At 38.3% G+C, this 16392-nt stretch carries 15 protein-coding genes; 10 read left to right on the forward strand and 5 right to left on the reverse strand.

What is annotated here, in order from left to right:
- The 5 genes from PQ459_02965 to PQ459_02985 all read left to right on the forward strand — a co-directional run bounded on the left by PQ459_02965 (window position 1) and on the right by PQ459_02985 (window position 5499).
- Window positions 1–795, forward strand: a complete 795-nt coding sequence (locus PQ459_02965; GenBank protein ID WDF47453.1) for a hypothetical protein — start codon at window positions 1–3, stop codon at window positions 793–795.
- Between the two features lie 14 nt (window positions 796–809).
- Window positions 810–2960, forward strand: a complete 2151-nt coding sequence (gene rnr, locus PQ459_02970) for a ribonuclease R (GenBank protein WDF47454.1) — start codon at window positions 810–812, stop codon at window positions 2958–2960.
- A 207-nt stretch (window positions 2961–3167) separates the two neighbouring features.
- Window positions 3168–3845, forward strand: a complete 678-nt coding sequence (locus PQ459_02975; protein ID WDF47455.1) for a LysE family transporter — start codon at window positions 3168–3170, stop codon at window positions 3843–3845.
- Window positions 3846–4168: 323 nt separating this feature from the next.
- A complete protein-coding gene (locus tag PQ459_02980; protein WDF47456.1) occupies window positions 4169–5098 on the forward strand; it encodes an LD-carboxypeptidase in 930 nt (309 codons plus the stop codon).
- Window positions 5099–5130: 32 nt separating this feature from the next.
- Window positions 5131–5499: a YraN family protein gene (locus PQ459_02985; protein WDF47457.1), complete on the forward strand. Its 369-nt coding sequence runs from the start codon at window positions 5131–5133 to the stop codon at window positions 5497–5499.
- 90 nt (window positions 5500–5589) lie between these two features.
- On the opposite strand, the gene PQ459_02990 is transcribed toward PQ459_02985, so the two are convergent.
- Window positions 5590–6090, reverse strand: coding sequence for a superoxide dismutase family protein (locus PQ459_02990; protein WDF47458.1), 501 nt, complete (start codon window positions 6088–6090; stop codon window positions 5590–5592).
- Window positions 6091–6384: 294 nt separating this feature from the next.
- Between PQ459_02990 and PQ459_02995 the strand changes: the two genes are divergently transcribed.
- From PQ459_02995 to PQ459_03010, 4 genes are all read left to right on the forward strand, one after another.
- Window positions 6385–8574, forward strand: coding sequence for a carboxypeptidase-like regulatory domain-containing protein (locus tag PQ459_02995; protein WDF47459.1), 2190 nt, complete (start codon window positions 6385–6387; stop codon window positions 8572–8574).
- 107 nt (window positions 8575–8681) lie between these two features.
- Complete coding sequence (locus PQ459_03000; GenBank protein ID WDF47460.1) at window positions 8682–9323, forward strand: hypothetical protein; 642 nt, start codon at window positions 8682–8684, stop codon at window positions 9321–9323.
- An 85-nt stretch (window positions 9324–9408) separates the two neighbouring features.
- Window positions 9409–11529 carry a prolyl oligopeptidase family serine peptidase gene (locus tag PQ459_03005; GenBank protein ID WDF47461.1) on the forward strand — a complete coding sequence of 707 codons (2121 nt, stop codon included), beginning with the start codon at window positions 9409–9411 and terminating at the stop codon, window positions 11527–11529.
- A 95-nt stretch (window positions 11530–11624) separates the two neighbouring features.
- On the forward strand, window positions 11625–12053 hold the full coding sequence (locus PQ459_03010) for a hypothetical protein (GenBank protein WDF47462.1): 429 nt from the start codon (window positions 11625–11627) through the stop codon (window positions 12051–12053).
- A gap of 70 nt (window positions 12054–12123) precedes the next feature.
- Here the strand turns inward: PQ459_03010 and PQ459_03015 are convergent, their stop codons facing one another.
- The 4 genes from PQ459_03015 to PQ459_03030 all read right to left on the reverse strand — a co-directional run bounded on the left by PQ459_03015 (window position 12124) and on the right by PQ459_03030 (window position 15549).
- On the reverse strand, window positions 12124–13665 hold the full coding sequence (locus tag PQ459_03015) for a glycine--tRNA ligase (GenBank protein WDF47463.1): 1542 nt from the start codon (window positions 13663–13665) through the stop codon (window positions 12124–12126).
- A gap of 273 nt (window positions 13666–13938) precedes the next feature.
- Complete coding sequence (locus PQ459_03020; protein WDF47464.1) at window positions 13939–14424, reverse strand: hypothetical protein; 486 nt, start codon at window positions 14422–14424, stop codon at window positions 13939–13941.
- 44 nt (window positions 14425–14468) lie between these two features.
- The gene (locus tag PQ459_03025; GenBank protein ID WDF47465.1) at window positions 14469–15068 is read right to left on the reverse strand and encodes a hypothetical protein; all 600 of its coding nucleotides are present in this window, start codon (window positions 15066–15068) and stop codon (window positions 14469–14471) included.
- On the reverse strand, window positions 15055–15549 hold the full coding sequence (locus PQ459_03030; GenBank protein WDF47466.1) for a sigma-70 family RNA polymerase sigma factor: 495 nt from the start codon (window positions 15547–15549) through the stop codon (window positions 15055–15057). The genes PQ459_03025 and PQ459_03030 overlap by 14 nt, the downstream gene beginning before the upstream one ends.
- Before the next feature lie 116 nt (window positions 15550–15665).
- On the opposite strand from PQ459_03030, the gene PQ459_03035 reads away from it, so the two are divergent.
- Window positions 15666–16367: a pseudouridine synthase gene (locus tag PQ459_03035; protein WDF47467.1), complete on the forward strand. Its 702-nt coding sequence runs from the start codon at window positions 15666–15668 to the stop codon at window positions 16365–16367.
- Window positions 16368–16392 lie beyond the last annotated feature (25 nt).

Below are 16392 nucleotides of genomic sequence, written 5' to 3' on the forward strand. Positions count from 1 at the left end.
ATGATAAAAACTTTATTTTCTTTTTTGATGATTTTTTCTTTTCTTGGTTTATCAGCACAGGAAATAGATAGTGATGGTGATGGAGTTTTCGACAAAGATGATTATTGTCCTAATGTAAAAGGAAATTATTATGGATGCCCAGACCCAAGGAAACCAGATTGTATAGAATTTCAGAAAGAGAAAAAACTATTATTTGATAAATTGAAACAAGAGTCTCAAGCAATTGATTACTCGAAACTTGCCGACATTATTTTTTCTAAAATCGATTTTAAAAAATTTAAAAATCATAATCTTCTAATTAGCCTAGAAAATATGAAAGGATATGATTGTGGAGTTCCTTTTATGTATGAATGTAGGAGTGATTTTAATGTCATAAATCCAAATTTTTCTTCGTGTGATTTTATGACTGAAAAAATGATAAATTCTTTCAGAAAAAAATTCGATGCAAACATAATTCCGGTCTTAGCAATCAATAACTTTGATACCGATTTTGGAATGACTTTGCTTTCGAAGAAAGCATTTGAAGATTGGCAAGGATTTAGGGACTTCAGATATTTTAAAACTATTGGAGAACTAGCATCTACATCAAAAATTTTATACAAGAATCAAGAACAGGAAATGTATTATTTCCCCAATAAAAAATATGAACTGAATATCGAACAGGCAGATAATCTGATGTTTGATTTCAAAAATGAATTAGGAAATTTAGTAATTGTTGATATTTATTATAACAAAGAAGATATCCCACAAACACTCAAATTTCAATATAAAAATAGTAAATGGATTTTACTATAAACAAATAGAGAACAATGAAAAACAAAAAAAATACATCTCATAAAAACGAACAGAAACTTCTGGATTTAGGAAGAACAATTCTACGTTTTATGAACCAGAAAACATCCAAAATCTACAATTACAAACAGATTGCGGATGGGATAGATTACAAGAATCCAAGACAAAGAGAACTTGTAATCCAGGCGCTTCACAGATTGCAGGCGCTACAGAAAATCAAAGAGACCGAGAAAGGAAAATACATCGTCAATCTCAATATTGAAGGGACTTTGACCGGTGTCATAGACTTCAACCAATCCGGAAATGCTTATGTAAAAGTAGAAGGAATGCCGGATGATATCTTTGTACATCAGAAAAATGTGAAAGATGCTTTGCAAGGCGACAAAGTCCTTTTGGTAACCTACAACTTCAAAGGTAAAAAAGTGGAAGGTTCAGTTGCAGAAGTTTTGGAGCGTGCAAAAGATACTTTTGTTGGGATTTTCCAGCAGATTGCAGAGAAGGATTTCGGATTTGTAGTTTTCGAAAAGAGAACGATGAATACGGATATGTTCATTTCTAAAAATCATTTCAACGGAGCACAAGACGGCGACAAGGTCATTGTCAAAATGCGCGAATGGAGACCAGGAAGCAAAAATCCAGAAGGCGAAATTGTAACCGTTCTTGGAACGCCAGGCGACCACGAAACAGAAATCCACGCGATTCTTGCAGAATATGGTTTGCCTTACAATTTCGAGCCAGAAGTGGAGCACGACGCAGACCAAATCGACAGAAGCATCAATGATGAAGAAGTCGCAAAACGTTGGGATATGCGTGATATTTGCACCTTCACAATTGACCCGAAAGATGCGAAGGATTTCGATGATGCGTTATCAATCCAAAAATTAGAAAACGGATTGTGGCAAATCGGCGTTCATATCGCAGACGTTTCGCATTACGTGAAACCGGGTACTATTTTGGACGATGAAGCTTACAAAAGAGCAACGTCGGTTTATCTGGTAGATAGAGTAGTGCCGATGCTTCCTGAGGTTTTGAGTAACGATGTTTGTTCACTGCGACCAAATGAAGATAAATTCACATTCTCAGCCGTTTTCGAACTGGATGAAGATGCCAAAATCCATAAACAATGGTTTGGAAGAACGGTCATCCATTCCGACAGAAGATTTTCTTACGAGGAAGCGCAGGAAAGAATCGAAACTCAGGAAGGCGATTTGACAGCAGAAATTCTTCAGCTCGATAAATTAGCAAAAATCCTAAGAGCCGAAAGAATCCGAAATGGTGCGATTACGTTTGACAGAAGCGAAGTAAGATTCAACCTGGATGAGAACAGCAAACCAATTGGCGTCTACTTCAAAGTCAGCAAAGATTCCAACCATTTGATTGAGGAATTTATGCTTTTGGCCAACAAAAAAGTATCCGAATTTATTTCATTAAACAAAAGAAATGAACCAACCGGAAACACCTTCATCTACAGAATCCACGACGACCCAGACCCGGCGAAATTGACCGCTTTGAGAGATTTCGTAGGAACTTTCGGTTACAAAATGGACTTGGCAAATACCCAAACCGTTGCGCAATCATTAAATAGATTATTAAGCGACGTCAAAGGAAAAGGCGAAGAAAATATGATTGAAACCTTGGCAATGAGAAGTATGAGCAAAGCCGTTTATTCCACCGACCCGATTGGACATTACGGACTTGGCTTCGAATATTACTCGCATTTCACATCGCCAATCCGCCGTTATCCCGATTTGATTGCGCACCGATTGCTTCAGCATTATTTAGATGGCGGAAAATCGCCTAATAGGGAAGAAGTGGAAACGCAGGCCAAACATTGTTCGGCAATGGAAAGATTGGCGTCTGAGGCAGAAAGAGAAAGCATCAAATTTATGCAGGTCAAATTTATGGAAGACCACGTGGGCGAAGTTTTCACTGGCGTTATATCCGGCGTTGCAGAATACGGTTTCTGGGTAGAAATCCCTGAAAATGGCGCAGAAGGAATGATAAAACTCCGTGATTTGGTGGACGATTCTTACTCTCTGGACGCTAAGAATTATGCAATTATCGGTTCCAGAACTGGCAACACTTTCCGACTTGGAGACGAAGTCAAAATCAAGGTGGTGAAAGCCAATCTGATTGCGAAACAACTCGATTTCAAAATTGTGGAGTAAAATAGATTAACCACATAGACACATAGAAAAAGCTAAAGTAGAAAAACTTCTATTTTAGCTTTTTTATTTTTAAATCTTAATAATCGATGAGCCTATGTGGTTGAATTTTTCAAGTTTAAATTCTCTGATGACATTATTTAAAAAGTAAAATGTATTTTTGTCTTCGTCTTTTACAAGATACATTTTGCTTTTCACAAAAAACTAAGAATGTTAGAACTCATTTTATACGCAGTCGGCCTGGGAATTATGCTGAGTTTGGTGTTCATCGGACCCATCTTTTTCCTGCTCATAGAAACCAGTTTTTCCAGAGGTCCCAGACACGCGATTGCTCTTGATATTGGTGTGGTTACTGCGGATTTGCTTTGCATAGTTGTCAGTTATTATGCCAGCGCGGACTTAGTAAGCCTCATCGACAAACATCCAGGATTTTACCGGATTTCTGCCTTTCTGATTCTCATTTATGCCATTTATATGCTCCTTTCGAGGACCAAAATGCACATCGAAGGCGAAGAAAAACTCATTGACCAAAACTACATCAAAACCTTTCTCAACGGATTCTTACTCAATTTGCTGAATATTGGCGTCGTTCTTTTCTGGCTCGTAACGGTCGTTTCCGTCCGAAATGCCTATCCAAAAGTGGAGGATTTCGTCCTGTACATTGGAATCGTCATCGGAACTTATTTGTTGATAGATTTGTCCAAAATCATCTTAGCCAAACAATTCCACGACAGACTCAACCAACGTGTGGCCAACAAAATCCGAAAAGCGGTTGGTTGTATCTTGATGATTTTCAGTGTATTTATATTTATGCAAAGTTTCAAAAAGTTCAACAAGTTCGAAGAAAAATTAGAAAAAGCAGAGAAACAACAACCGAAAATTAAATAAGAATTATTTGGGCAACTTATCCGCCTTCCGCTCCCAATCTTTTTTGCCGACGATTTGTCTTCAAAAGAAAACGAAGAAAACGCAAAAAAGGATTTCCGCTCAAGTCGGGTTGCGGATTCTAAATAGAACAACAGTCAATTTAAAAAAGCATTTTGTCATTCCGTAGGAATCTCAATAGTCTAGATTCCTGCGGAATGACAAAATTACTTTTTAATTACGCCTTTGATGAGCGAAGCGTCCTTGCGAATCTTAAAATATTTTCAATAAAATAAAAAAAATCTTTGCGACCTTTGCGTTAAAATCAACACATCAAACCAACACAAATGCAAAACACCACTTTCCCAAAACCCCTAAAAAAAGGAGACAAAATCGCCATCATTTCCCCAGCTGGTTCTGTTGAAGAAACTCAACTGGAGAAAACCTTAACCTTAATCAAAAGCAAAGGTTACGAACCCGTTTTAGGCGAAAATCTCTACACAAAATTCCGAAACGGCTACTCATACGCCGGAACCGAAGAACAACGGATTAAGGACATCAATTGGGCTCTAAATGACCCTGAGATTTCCGCAATCTGGGCTTCCCGAGGTGGTTATGGTTGTCAGCATTTGGTTCAGCATTTAGATTTGAAGGAATTCAAGAAGAATCCAAAATGGTTTATCGGATATTCTGATAATACGGTGGTTCAAAGTTATCTGTTGAAAAAAGGTTTTGCATCCATTCACGGACAAACCATCAAAACGTCAAGCTTTGGCGTAACAGACGAAAGTTATGATTTGACCTTCGACATTCTAAAAGGAAAATTCCCAACCTACAAAATCGAATCCACAGAAAACAATAGAGTAGGAGAGGCTTCCGGAATTTTGGTCGGCGGAAATCTCGCGTTGATTTATGCACTTTTGGGAACCAAATATTCTTTCGATTTCCAGGATAAGGTTTTATTCATAGAAGACATTGGCGAGAATTTCTACGCAATGGACCGAATGATTATGAGCTTGGAATTGGCCGGCGTTTTCAAAAAAATAAAAGGACTCATCGTTGGCGGAATGACTAATATGGGAAAAGAAAACGAGAACAAAAGCTACGAAGAATCTTTCGACCCATTCGTTAACCAACAGATTGCATACAGAGTTTCCCAGTACGATTTCCCAACAGTTTTCAACTTTCCAAACGGACATATTTACGACAATAGACCGTTGATTATAGGTTCAGAAATCACAATCAAAGTCGGGAAGGATGTAAAGATTAAGTTCTAATCATTTATCAACTATCATTCATCATTCATCTTATGGCGGACCACAACGAATTTGGAAAAATAGCAGAAGACTTGGCTGTAGATTTTTTGTTTAAAGCAAAATATAAAATCCTTGAGCGTAATTTCCGCTACCTAAAAGCGGAAGTGGACATCATCGCAGAATTTGAAAATCAAATCGTGGTTGTAGAAGTAAAAGCCAGACACACAGATGCATTTTTGGAACCTCAAGAAGCAGTTAACAAAAAGAAAATCAGGTTGTTAATTTCAGCCACCAACTATTTTATCGAAGAAAATAATATTGATAAAGAAGTCAGGTTTGATATTATTTCTGTCCTTCCCAACAAACAAAAAACTTTGGAAATCACCCATATTATTGATGCTTTCCAAAGTTTTGAAATATGATTTTTTAGACTAAGAGATGTTAGACGAATAGATAATAGACGTTGATTCAAGAGTCTATCTTCTATCCGTTTATTCTCTCAAAAGTCTTACTTATTTGATTTCCACACATCCTACGCGTCCGCCCGCATTTCCAGTCGGTTGCGTATGAAAATCGTCCACACCAGCGTGGATGACAATTGATTTACCAATGATGTTTTTCATCGGGTCATCGCAGCCCAGACACCATTTATCTGTGTTGAAAACCAGCCTTGCAGTTCCGTCTTTATCAGCTTCAAGGTTTCCGATATCTCCCATATGGAAGTGTTGTCCCTCCCATTTTCCGTGGTCGTCTTTGGAAGGATTCCAATGTCCGCCAGCAGATGAAGCGTCTGTCGCCCCGCAATTCCCAAATTCGTGGATATGCACGGCGTGCAGACCTGGTGTCAGTTTGAAAACACTAAGGTCCATTTCAACATTTCCCTTTTTCTGAATGAAGTTTGCAGTACCTTGGGTTAAGGTTTTGGATTTTGGTCGAACTGTATATTGTTTCGAAACAGTTTTACAGGATGCCAGCGTCAATCCAGCAATCCCAATGAGTAATAGATTTTTCATACGTAGTTTATTTATTGTTTTTAAAGGTCTAATGAAAGCGCTTGTTGATTTATTAGTATGAAATTTTACCTTGCGATTTCATAGTTTTAAATTAAATTATAGCAAATAATCTATAACAATTTTAAAGCCAAGGTGATAAAAAAATGTTTTACGTGAAACATCTAACGATTCGGTCATCAAAATTGACAAGTCAGTGAGAATAAATTTATTTTTGAGAGGTGTTGAAATACCTTTGGCTCATAATTAAACTATATGAAAACGCAGAGTAAGAACTTAATTCTACTGTCATTTTTAATGAGCATTTGTATCTGGTCTCAGACAACTATTTCCGGGAAGGTCACATTCAAAAATAAACCTTTGAAAGACGTCAATGTAACGTTGAAAGATACTTATGATGGAGCCACTTCAGATGAGAAAGGAAATTACTCATTTATCACTTCAGAATCAGGCTATAAGGTTTTGGTTTTCTCTGGATTGAATTATGATGAAATAGAAATTACAGTCAAATTGGAAGGGAAAGATATTATAGTTCCAGCCAATCTGAAGGCTCAAATCAATGAGATCAATGCAGTCGTGATCACTGCAGGAAGTATTGAGGCGAGTGACAAAAAACGTGCTGCGGCCTTGCTCACACCTTTGGATATCTATACAACGGCTGGTGCGAATGGCCAAATCACTTCAGCTTTAGGATATTTGCCGGGTGTTCAGAAAGTAGGAGAGAGCGAAGGCCTATTTGTACGAGGCGGAACTGGTGCTGAAACCAAAATCTTTATGGATGGCAATCTCATTAATAATTATTTCACGAATTCGGTTCCGGGAATTGCTGGAAGAGATAGATTCAATACTTCATTATTTAAAGGAAATGTTTTTTCAAGTGGTGGATATTCAGCGATTTATGGTCAGGCTTTGTCATCGGTTTTGATTTTGGAAAGTGTAGATTTGCCAGAAACGACTTCATTCGACTTTGGCGCTTCGCCGATTTTTCTCAGTGCCAATTATCAAAAATTAAATCAAAATAAAACAGCCTCTTGGGGAATTGCCGGTAGTTATTCGAATCTTGGGTTGATGGGGAAACTGTTCAATTTCAACACAGATTTTGACAAATATCCGCAAGGTTATGGTTTCGATGGAAACTTCAGAATCAAAACCAAAAAAGGTGGCTTCATCAAATATTACGGAAGTGTAGATGCAAATCAAATGTCAGTGGAATCTGAAAGTTTTGAAGAAAATTACGATAAGAATAAAGTGACCTTGAAAGGAAATAATACCTATCACAATCTATCGTACAAAGAAAAGTTTGGAAAATATCTGGTGAATGTCGGAGCGTCTTATTCTTTTAATTCAAGCGATTTGGATTTTGCAAATATTCAGAATAATGTTGAAATGAATAACATCAAAATCAATAATAGATCCAATTACATCAATGGAAAATTGGTGGTGGAAAGGAAAGTTGGGAGAAATACAGTACGCGCAGGATTTGAATTGAATAATGCCGATGAAAATATGAATTACGGTTCTTTCGAAAAAAATTATAAAGATCTGATCTCATCTGCTTTTGCCGAAACGGATTTGATCTTCACCAATGATTTATCAGCAAAAATCGGTGCGAGAACGGAACATTCTTCATATCTCGACAAATGGAATTTCTCACCAAGAGCTGCTTTGGCTTACAGGATTTCACAGGAATGGACGACGTCTTTAGCCTATGGTATGTTCTACCAAAATCCGGAAAGCAAATATCTCATCTCAAACAATTTCGATTTTCAAAGAGCGGATCATTATATATTTCAGGTTCAGAAAAACGCTGAGGGAAGGAACTTGAGGTTCGAGGCTTTTTATAAAAATTATGATCAACTCATTAAAACCTCTTCCATTGCCAATGAAAGTTCTACTTCGCCAAGCAATCAGTATACACAGTTTGCAGACAACAATTCCGGCGGTGGTTTTGCGAAAGGAATCGAGTTATTTTGGAGAGATAAGAAGACCTTTAAAAATATCGATTATTGGCTGACCTATTCGTATTTGGATTCCAAAAGAGACTTCTTAAACTATCCTTTTAGTTTAGCACCTAATTTCGCTTCAAAACATACTTTGAATGCAGTGGCAAAGAAGTTCGTGATGGATTGGAAAACAGGCTTCAATTTGTCTTACACTTATGCGAAAGGCCGTCCTTACTATGATATTATTTCTGACGATGGCAAAAACATTCTCCGTAATCAAGGGAAATTGAAAGACTTCAGTGGACTCAACTTCAGCGTGAATTATGTACCGAGTGTTGGTAAGAAAGATTCCAAATCATTTACTGTTTTTGTTTTGAGCATCAATAATATTTTGGGGAATAAAAATGTCTATGGTTTCAATTATTCAGCGGATGGAAATAGCAGAACAGCCGTGAGACCGCCTGTCAATACCTTTGTCTTCGTTGGTGTCTTCGTAAGTTTTGGTGTTGATAAGACGGATGATGCCATTAATAATAATTTATAACCTTTCGGATACCAAAAATTACGGTTCGGTAGAATAAAATTTAATTCAGCAAAAACTCATTCTATCTTTGAATCAGAAATTAAAACAAACAACTAAAATAGACTATTATGAAAAAATTGATCTTAACCTTCAGCCTTTCTCTACTGGGATTCACAACATTTGCACAAACTACTTATGACAAAGCAATGACAGAGAAAATAGGCAAAATAGAAACTGCAAAGACGGCAGATGAATTGACAGCCTTGACCAACGATTTTGAAAGAATCGGGACCAAAGAAAATTCGCAGTGGTTGCCGTATTATTACGCTGCTTATTCCACGATTCTAAAGGGAAGGGTTTTGATGAGAACAGGGAAAACCGCAGAGTTAGATCCTGTGGCAGAACAAGCAGAAAAGTACATTGCCAAAGCGGAAACCTTAAGTCCAAACAACGCGGAAATCTACATTTTGAAGAAAATCACAAGCGGATTCAGAATGATGGTAGATCCTATGTCACGCTATATGCAAGAAGCGCCCATCGCTCAGAATGCCTTGGCAAAAGCCAAAGAATTGGACCCAGAAAATCCTAGGATTACGGTGCTTTTGGCAGAAGATGCTTATTTCACGCCAGAGCAATATGGCGGAAGCAAGCCAAAAGGTGTGGAGCTGTTCAAAAAATCTTTGGAACAATTCGCAGCCTACAAGCCGAAAACAGCCTTGGATCCGAATTGGGGAAAAGCGGAAGCAGAATATTTCTTGAGTCAGAAATAAAACACAAACATTCATATTTCATCAAGTTCCTTCGTCATTGGCGAGGGAATTTTTATTAATTTTGGGAACATTCAAAAAATTAGAAATGAAAGTAAAATCAATCTTTGCAACAGCTGCTGTTGTTTTCTATGTTGGTGCCAATGCTCAATCTATGTCAAAGTCAAATTATCCAAAAGCGATCAAAGGAAGTCAAACCGACAACTATTTCGGAACCCAGGTTGCAGATACTTTTCGCGATCTTGAAAACGATTCCGAAGCAACCAAAAAATGGGTGGACGAGGAAGTAGCTTATAGCCAAAATTATCTTTCCAAAATCCCTTTCCGTGATCAAATCAAAGAGCAACTGAGAACCATCTGGAACTACGAGAAGATCTCTGCGCCATTCAAAGAAGGCGATTATACTTATTTCTCCAAAAACAACGGATTGCAGGCACAATCTGTGATCTACAGAACAGGTCTTAAAACCAAAGACATCGAGGTTTTCCTGGACCCGAACAAATTCTCTGAAAAAGGAACAACCTCACTTTCCAATCTTTCATTCAACAAAAAAGGAACGCTTGCTGCCTATTCTATCTCAGAAGGTGGAAGTGACTGGAACAAAATCATCATCATCGATGCCATTACCAAAAAGCAAATCGATGAAACAATTGTGGATGTGAAATTCAGTGGCATATCGTGGCAAGGTGACGAAGGTTTTTATTACTCAAGCTACGACAAGCCAAAAGAAGGAACTGTTTTGTCTGGAATGACCGACAAACACAAGGTTTATTACCACAAATTAGGCACAAAGCAATCTGACGACCAATTGATTTTCGGAGGTGAAAAAACACCGAGAAGATATCTATCTGCAGGTGTTTCGGAAGACCAAAGATTCCTGATCATTTCCGGCGCCAATGCAACCAACGGAAACGAGTTGTACATCAAAGATTTGAAGAACGGAGGCGATTTTGTTCAGATCAACAAAGGTTTTGACATCAATGCCAATATTGTGGACACGCAAGGCGACGAGCTTTTCATCTTCACAGACAAAGATGCGCCGAATATGCGATTGGTAAAAGTCAGCATCAAAAATCCAAGTCCTGAAAACTGGAAAGATGTGATCCCGGAAACTGAAAACGTATTGGGAATCTCAGAAGGTGGCGGTTATTTCTTCGCAACATATATGAAAGATGCGATTGATATCGTGAAGCAATTTGATAAAACAGGGAAATTGGTGAGAGAAGTTTCTTTGCCTGGAAAAGGGAATATCTCAGGTTTCGGCGGTAAGGAAAAAGAGAAGGACATCTATTATTCTTTCACGAATTACATCACGCCAGGAACGATTTATAAGTATAATGTAGATTCAGGAAAATCAGAAGTTTATCAAAAACCGAATGTGAAATTCAATCCAGAAGATTACGTTTCCGAGCAGGTTTTCTACACCTCAAAAGACGGGACCAAAGTTCCAATGATGATCAATTATAAAAAAGGAACGAAGCTGAACGGAAAAAATCCAACAATCCTTTATTCCTACGGTGGTTTCAACATCAGTCTGCAGCCAGCTTTTTCTGTTGTGAATGCCATCTGGATGGAAAACGGCGGCATCTACGCAGTTCCAAACATCCGTGGTGGTGGCGAATATGGAAAGAAATGGCACGATGCGGGAACGAAGCAACAGAAGAAAAACGTGTTTGAAGACTTCATCGCTGCTGGGGAATACCTACAGTCGAAAGGCTACACTTCGAAGGAATATATGGCACTTTCTGGCCGTTCCAACGGCGGGCTTTTGGTTGGCGCAACGATGACGATGCGACCAGATCTGGCAAAGGTAGCTTTTCCAGGCGTCGGTGTTTTGGATATGTTGAGATACAACAAATTCACGGCTGGTGCAGGTTGGTCTTATGATTACGGAACAGCTGAAGACAGCAAAGAAATGTTCGAATATTTAAAATCTTATTCTCCAGTTCATCAAGTTAAAGCAGGAACTTGTTATCCATCAACGATGATTATTACAAGTGATCACGATGATAGAGTAGTGCCGGCGCATTCCTTCAAATTTGGCGCTGAGTTGCAGGAGAAACAAGCTTGCAGCAATCCCATTCTATTGAGAATTGAGAAAAACGCAGGTCACGGTGCAGGACGTTCTACAGAACAAGTGATTGGCGAAAATGCCGATTTGCTAAGTTTTGCCTTGTTCGAAATGGGAATCAAAGCTTTAAAGAAATAATTCAATAAAAATATATCATCAAAATCCTGAAATTAGTTTCGGGATTTTGATTTGGATAGCATTTTGCATTCAATCGGAGATAAAAAATTTTACAGATGAGAACAAATTACTTGATCCTAAGCGTTTCAGTTGGTTTAGCTTTAGCTTCTTGCAAAAAGAATGAGGACAGCAAAATGATGAAACAAACGTACTCCACAGACACGACGATGGTAGACGACAATGGAAAGATAGACAGTGAAACCACAACGTCATCTGAAAAAGACGTCAACGGCTCAGTGACCAAAAACTACTCTTTTCCGTACAAAGCATCGGACGGAAGCCGTGCAAAAGCAACCTTCGATGACAATGGAAAATCAAAAACAGTGACGATAGAAGCCAACAGGACCAAATATGTCTTGGACTTCAAAAAGGCAACAGCTACGGGTGAACTTTACGAAAGAAATAGTATTTCCGCAGAGACCACACCAGATTCACTATTTATTTCTCAAGGTGATAATGTGATCCATTTGGGAAAAGTGAAGTAACTTACTTTGAAATCAAAAAAAATCCCGGCAATTAATTGTCGGGATTTTTTTTATATCAATTGATTTTATTTTAGATCTTAGAAAGCAAATTCCTAAAACTTGTCTTCTCATCAATAATTCTTCTAAGGTCAGCCACAGGAACTCTCTCCTGCTTCATCGTGTCACGGTCTCTGATGGTCACAGTATTATCCACCAAACTATCGTGATCGATGGTAATACAAAGTGGCGTTCCGATTGCATCTTGTCTTCTGTAACGTTTCCCGATGGCATCTTTCTCTTCGTAGAACAAGTTAAAATCGTACTTCAAATCGTTGAAGATCGTCTCTGCATATTCTGCCAGACCATCTTTTTTCATCAACGGAAGAATCGCTGCTTTTACCGGCGCCAAAGCTGGAGGTAAACTCAAAACTGTTCTTTCAGATCCATCTTCCAAAACTTCGTCCTTAAGACAAGTTGAGAACAAGGCAAGGAACAATCTGTCCAAACCAACCGAAGTTTCCACAACGTAAGGCACATAATTCTCGTTTCTTTCCGGATCGAAATACTGTAATTTTCTACCAGAATGTGCCTCGTGAGCTTTCAAGTCAAAGTCAGTTCTGGAGTGGATGCCTTCCAATTCTTTGAAACCGAATGGGAAATTAAACTCAATATCAGCTGCAGCATTGGCATAATGCGCCAATTTCTCGTGGTCGTGGAAACGGTAATTTTCAGAACCTAATCCAAGAGCCAAGTGCCAGTTCAAACGCTTCGTCTTCCAGTTTTCGTAGAATTCCAGCTCAGTTCCCGGCGCAACAAAATACTGCATTTCCATTTGTTCAAATTCTCTCATTCGGAAGATAAATTGTCTCGCAACAATCTCATTTCTAAATGCTTTACCAATCTGAGCAATCCCGAATGGTAATTTATGACGGGACGTTTTTTGAACATTCAAATAATTCACGAAAATACCCTGAGCCGTTTCCGGTCTCAGATATAGATCCGTCGCCGTGTCAGCAGAAGCACCCAATTTGGTCCCAAACATCAGGTTGAATTGTCGCACTTCCGTCCAGTTTTTAGAACCTGTGTCTGGATCTGCGATTTCCAATTCTTCGATGAGCGCTTTCACATCAGCAAGATCTTCGTTTTCCAAAGATTTCGCCATTCTCGTAAGGATCGCCGCTCTTTTCGCACGATATTCCAAAACTCTTGGATTCGTAGCTTCAAACTCAGCTTTATCAAAAGCGTCACCAAATCTCTTGGCCGCTTTCTCGATCTCTTTATTTTCTTTATCCTCAATTTTTGCGCAATAATCCTCGATCAAAACATCCGCACGGAATCTTTTCTTAGAATCCTTGTTGTCGATCAATGGGTCGTTGAACGCGTCCACGTGTCCGGAAGCCTTCCAGATCGTTGGGTGCATAAAGATGGCAGAGTCGATGCCCACAATGTTTTCGTTCAGCTGAACCATCGCTTTCCACCAATATTGTTTGATGTTGTTTTTCAGTTCCGCACCGTTTTGTCCGTAATCGTAGATCGCAGAAAGTCCGTCATAGATCTCAGAACTTGGGAAAATAAAACCATATTCCTTTGCGTGAGAAATCACTTTCTTGAAAACATCTTCTTGCTTTGCCATATTTAGTTTAATTGAAGTGCAAAAATAAGGATTTTGCCGGAAGTGAGATGATGGAAGATGGAAGTTTTTTTAACCTTGAATTTTGAACCTCAAAACTTTGGATCTTTCGGAGCCGGGAACCTGCTGTCCGTTGCAATTCCTCGCGCCTTGCTTTCCCATCGCTTGCTGTGGGATTTCCACTACCATCAGGGCTAGTTACGTTTTCGGATAAAAAGAAAGCTTTGTCAAAAGATATAATTTGACAAAGCTTATTTATTTTAAAAAAGAGAAAATTTAGAAATTGTAGCTCATCGCAATTCCATTTCCGGCACTTTCAACTTTGAAATAAGGCTGGAAAGCAACTGCTTCACCATTTTCTATAGCGACTGCTTTTTTCGCATTTTTATCTGCTGCCAACGCAAAAGGAATTCCAATTCCAAGAAGTCCAGCTCCAGCCGCCACAAATCCCCAACCTTCGGATTTTGCTTTGAAGGTCTGTTTGGTACCATTGACATAGACGGTTTTGTTACCACCAGCCAATAATCTTCCAATTCCAAACCCAAGTGAAAAACCACCAGTGTAAGCAAACACTTCTCCTACGGTTTTATTGGTTCTTGTTTTTGCAAAAGCTTTTTGTGCTTCCGGATTGGCGAATACTGTTTTGTAATCTGAGAATTTGTACTTCACACCATCTTTCATTAGTCTGTTTTTCTCAAGACTTACTTGGGCGAAACTCATCTGACCCAGAATGACCGTCAAAATTAAAATCGATTTTTTCATTGGTTAATAATTTGCGCAAAAATAGAAAGTTAAACCATTCATTTTTAAATCTTTTCATCCAGGTCTTTCTCGATCAATTCCAAAGAATCTATCACCTTGGAGATTTTTTCATTCTGTTTTTTGATCTGTCTAGGTCTTAAGAAAAACCAAGCAATCGCCAACCACAAAAATGTCAATCCATACGCCAATGTTGCACCAAATGTGGACATTCTCAAGGCAAATTCATAAAAGTAAAAAGCAAAACCAGCGGTCAACAAAACATAATAAATACTAATGCCTTTCGATTGCATATAAAGCTGTTGCTTTTGCAATTTTTTCAAAGAAGCCAGATATTCCTGATTCGATATCGAAGGATTGATTGTCCGAATGACATTGACATTCTGAGAGAACAAATAAATATAAAGTGCCAAAGCAATCAAAATCAAAACGATTCCCAGAGTAGTTGTAAACATCTTAAAATCTATCACATACCAAATAAAAATGATCATCACAGCCGTAATTGAAAGACTGAAGATGTGCCATATTGTAGATTGCAGTTGTTTCTTTTTGTACTTATCGGCGGTATATTTTATTTCTTGGATGTTAGGAATTTCCGCACTTTTCTTATTCCAAATGTCTTGGAAATTGATGTTATCTGTTTGCATAATTCTTAAATTTTTCGGTTAACTTTTCTTTGATTCGGTGGATCTTGACTCGTACATTAGCTGGTGAGATCCCTACGACTTCAGCAATATCAGCCTGTTTCATTTCTTCGAGTTCCAGAGAGATGATGATCCGCTCCAATTCTGGCAATTCCGAAATGCATTGGTAAAGGAAATCCGTCATTTGATCCTGCTCGATCTTGTTGTCTTTCTCCGAGTTGTCTTTGATCTGATAGGGCAATTCACTTTTCGGCATTCGTTTTTCGATATTGATCTGCCTTAGACAAATGTTGGTCGCGATCCTGTAGATCCAGGTTCCAACCGCAGCTTCCTGCCGGAACTTTGGCAACTGCTGGAAAACCGCTACAAAGGTTTCCTGACAGAGATCTTTCGCCGCGTCATCGTCATTCACATAACCCATACAAAGACGAAAGATCTTCTTCCAATAATCGTGGTATATGTCTTCGAAGTTTAAAACCTGCATTGTCTTGTTTAGAGTTTAGAGAACATTTAACCAAAAATGTTACAATCTTAGTGAAGATAGGATCTTTTTATTATTCTTAAAGAATGGGTTGAGGTGAAAATTTCTACTTTTGCCCAATGTTAGAAATTCTTTATCAAGACGACTACCTTATCGCCATCAACAAACCGAGTGGACTATTGGTTCATAAGTCCAAATATGCCGGCCCAGCAGATAAATATGCGGTAGAGAAACTAACGGATCAAATTGGAAAAAAGGTTCATCTTGTCCATCGATTGGACCGAAAAACTTCTGGTGTTTTATTGTTTGCTTTCGATAAAGAAATGCTAAAATTATTGAGTGACCAATTTATGAATCGTGAAGTAGAAAAAAGATATCTGGCAATTCTTCGTGGTTGGACAAAAGAGGAAGAAACAATCGATTACGATTTGACCAATGAAAATGAAATCGTTCAAAACGCCATTACGTACTACAAACGATTGATGATTTCCGAAATTGATCTGCCATTTCTTAAACATCAGACCTCTCGCTATTCTTTGGTAGAAGCAATCCCTCAAACAGGCAGATTTCATCAATTAAGAAAGCATTTCAAACATATTTTGCATCCGATTTTAGGTTGCAGAAAACACGGTTGCAATAAGCAGAATAAGTTGTGGCTCAATAGTTTTAATATCACTGCAATGCCTTTGCATTCTCACCAACTTAATTTTAAGCATCCCATTACAAACGAAAATATTTCCATCAATGCGAGTTTGAGTGTGAATCCTGGTTTTTTACAAATAGGAAATATTTTAGGCTTTGATTTCAAAGAGTATATTTAGTTTCTTGAAACTATAAAAACTAAAA

Origin of the sequence: Chryseobacterium sp. KACC 21268 (assembly GCA_028736075.1) — a bacterium.
Taxonomy (GTDB): domain Bacteria; phylum Bacteroidota; class Bacteroidia; order Flavobacteriales; family Weeksellaceae; genus Epilithonimonas.

Excerpts from the sequence above, each read along its gene's own strand:
- PQ459_03010 (WDF47462.1), top strand. The coding sequence starts at position 11,625 with ATGAGAACAAATTACTTGATCCTAAGCGTTTCAGTTGGTTTAGCTTTA.
- rnr (WDF47454.1), top strand. The coding sequence starts at position 810 with ATGAAAAACAAAAAAAATACATCTCATAAAAACGAACAGAAACTTCTG.
- PQ459_03000 (WDF47460.1), top strand. The coding sequence starts at position 8,682 with ATGAAAAAATTGATCTTAACCTTCAGCCTTTCTCTACTGGGATTCACA.
- PQ459_02990 (WDF47458.1), bottom strand. The coding sequence starts at position 6,090 with ATGAAAAATCTATTACTCATTGGGATTGCTGGATTGACGCTGGCATCC.
- PQ459_03005 (WDF47461.1), top strand. The coding sequence starts at position 9,409 with ATGAAAGTAAAATCAATCTTTGCAACAGCTGCTGTTGTTTTCTATGTT.
- PQ459_03025 (WDF47465.1), bottom strand. The coding sequence starts at position 15,068 with ATGCAAACAGATAACATCAATTTCCAAGACATTTGGAATAAGAAAAGT.
- PQ459_03035 (WDF47467.1), top strand. The coding sequence starts at position 15,666 with ATGTTAGAAATTCTTTATCAAGACGACTACCTTATCGCCATCAACAAA.
- PQ459_03015 (WDF47463.1), bottom strand. The coding sequence starts at position 13,665 with ATGGCAAAGCAAGAAGATGTTTTCAAGAAAGTGATTTCTCACGCAAAG.
- PQ459_02985 (WDF47457.1), top strand. The coding sequence starts at position 5,131 with ATGGCGGACCACAACGAATTTGGAAAAATAGCAGAAGACTTGGCTGTA.
- PQ459_02995 (WDF47459.1), top strand. The coding sequence starts at position 6,385 with ATGAGCATTTGTATCTGGTCTCAGACAACTATTTCCGGGAAGGTCACA.
- PQ459_03020 (WDF47464.1), bottom strand. The coding sequence starts at position 14,424 with ATGAAAAAATCGATTTTAATTTTGACGGTCATTCTGGGTCAGATGAGT.
- PQ459_02975 (WDF47455.1), top strand. The coding sequence starts at position 3,168 with ATGTTAGAACTCATTTTATACGCAGTCGGCCTGGGAATTATGCTGAGT.
- PQ459_02980 (WDF47456.1), top strand. The coding sequence starts at position 4,169 with ATGCAAAACACCACTTTCCCAAAACCCCTAAAAAAAGGAGACAAAATC.
- PQ459_02965 (WDF47453.1), top strand. The coding sequence starts at position 1 with ATGATAAAAACTTTATTTTCTTTTTTGATGATTTTTTCTTTTCTTGGT.
- PQ459_03030 (WDF47466.1), bottom strand. The coding sequence starts at position 15,549 with ATGCAGGTTTTAAACTTCGAAGACATATACCACGATTATTGGAAGAAG.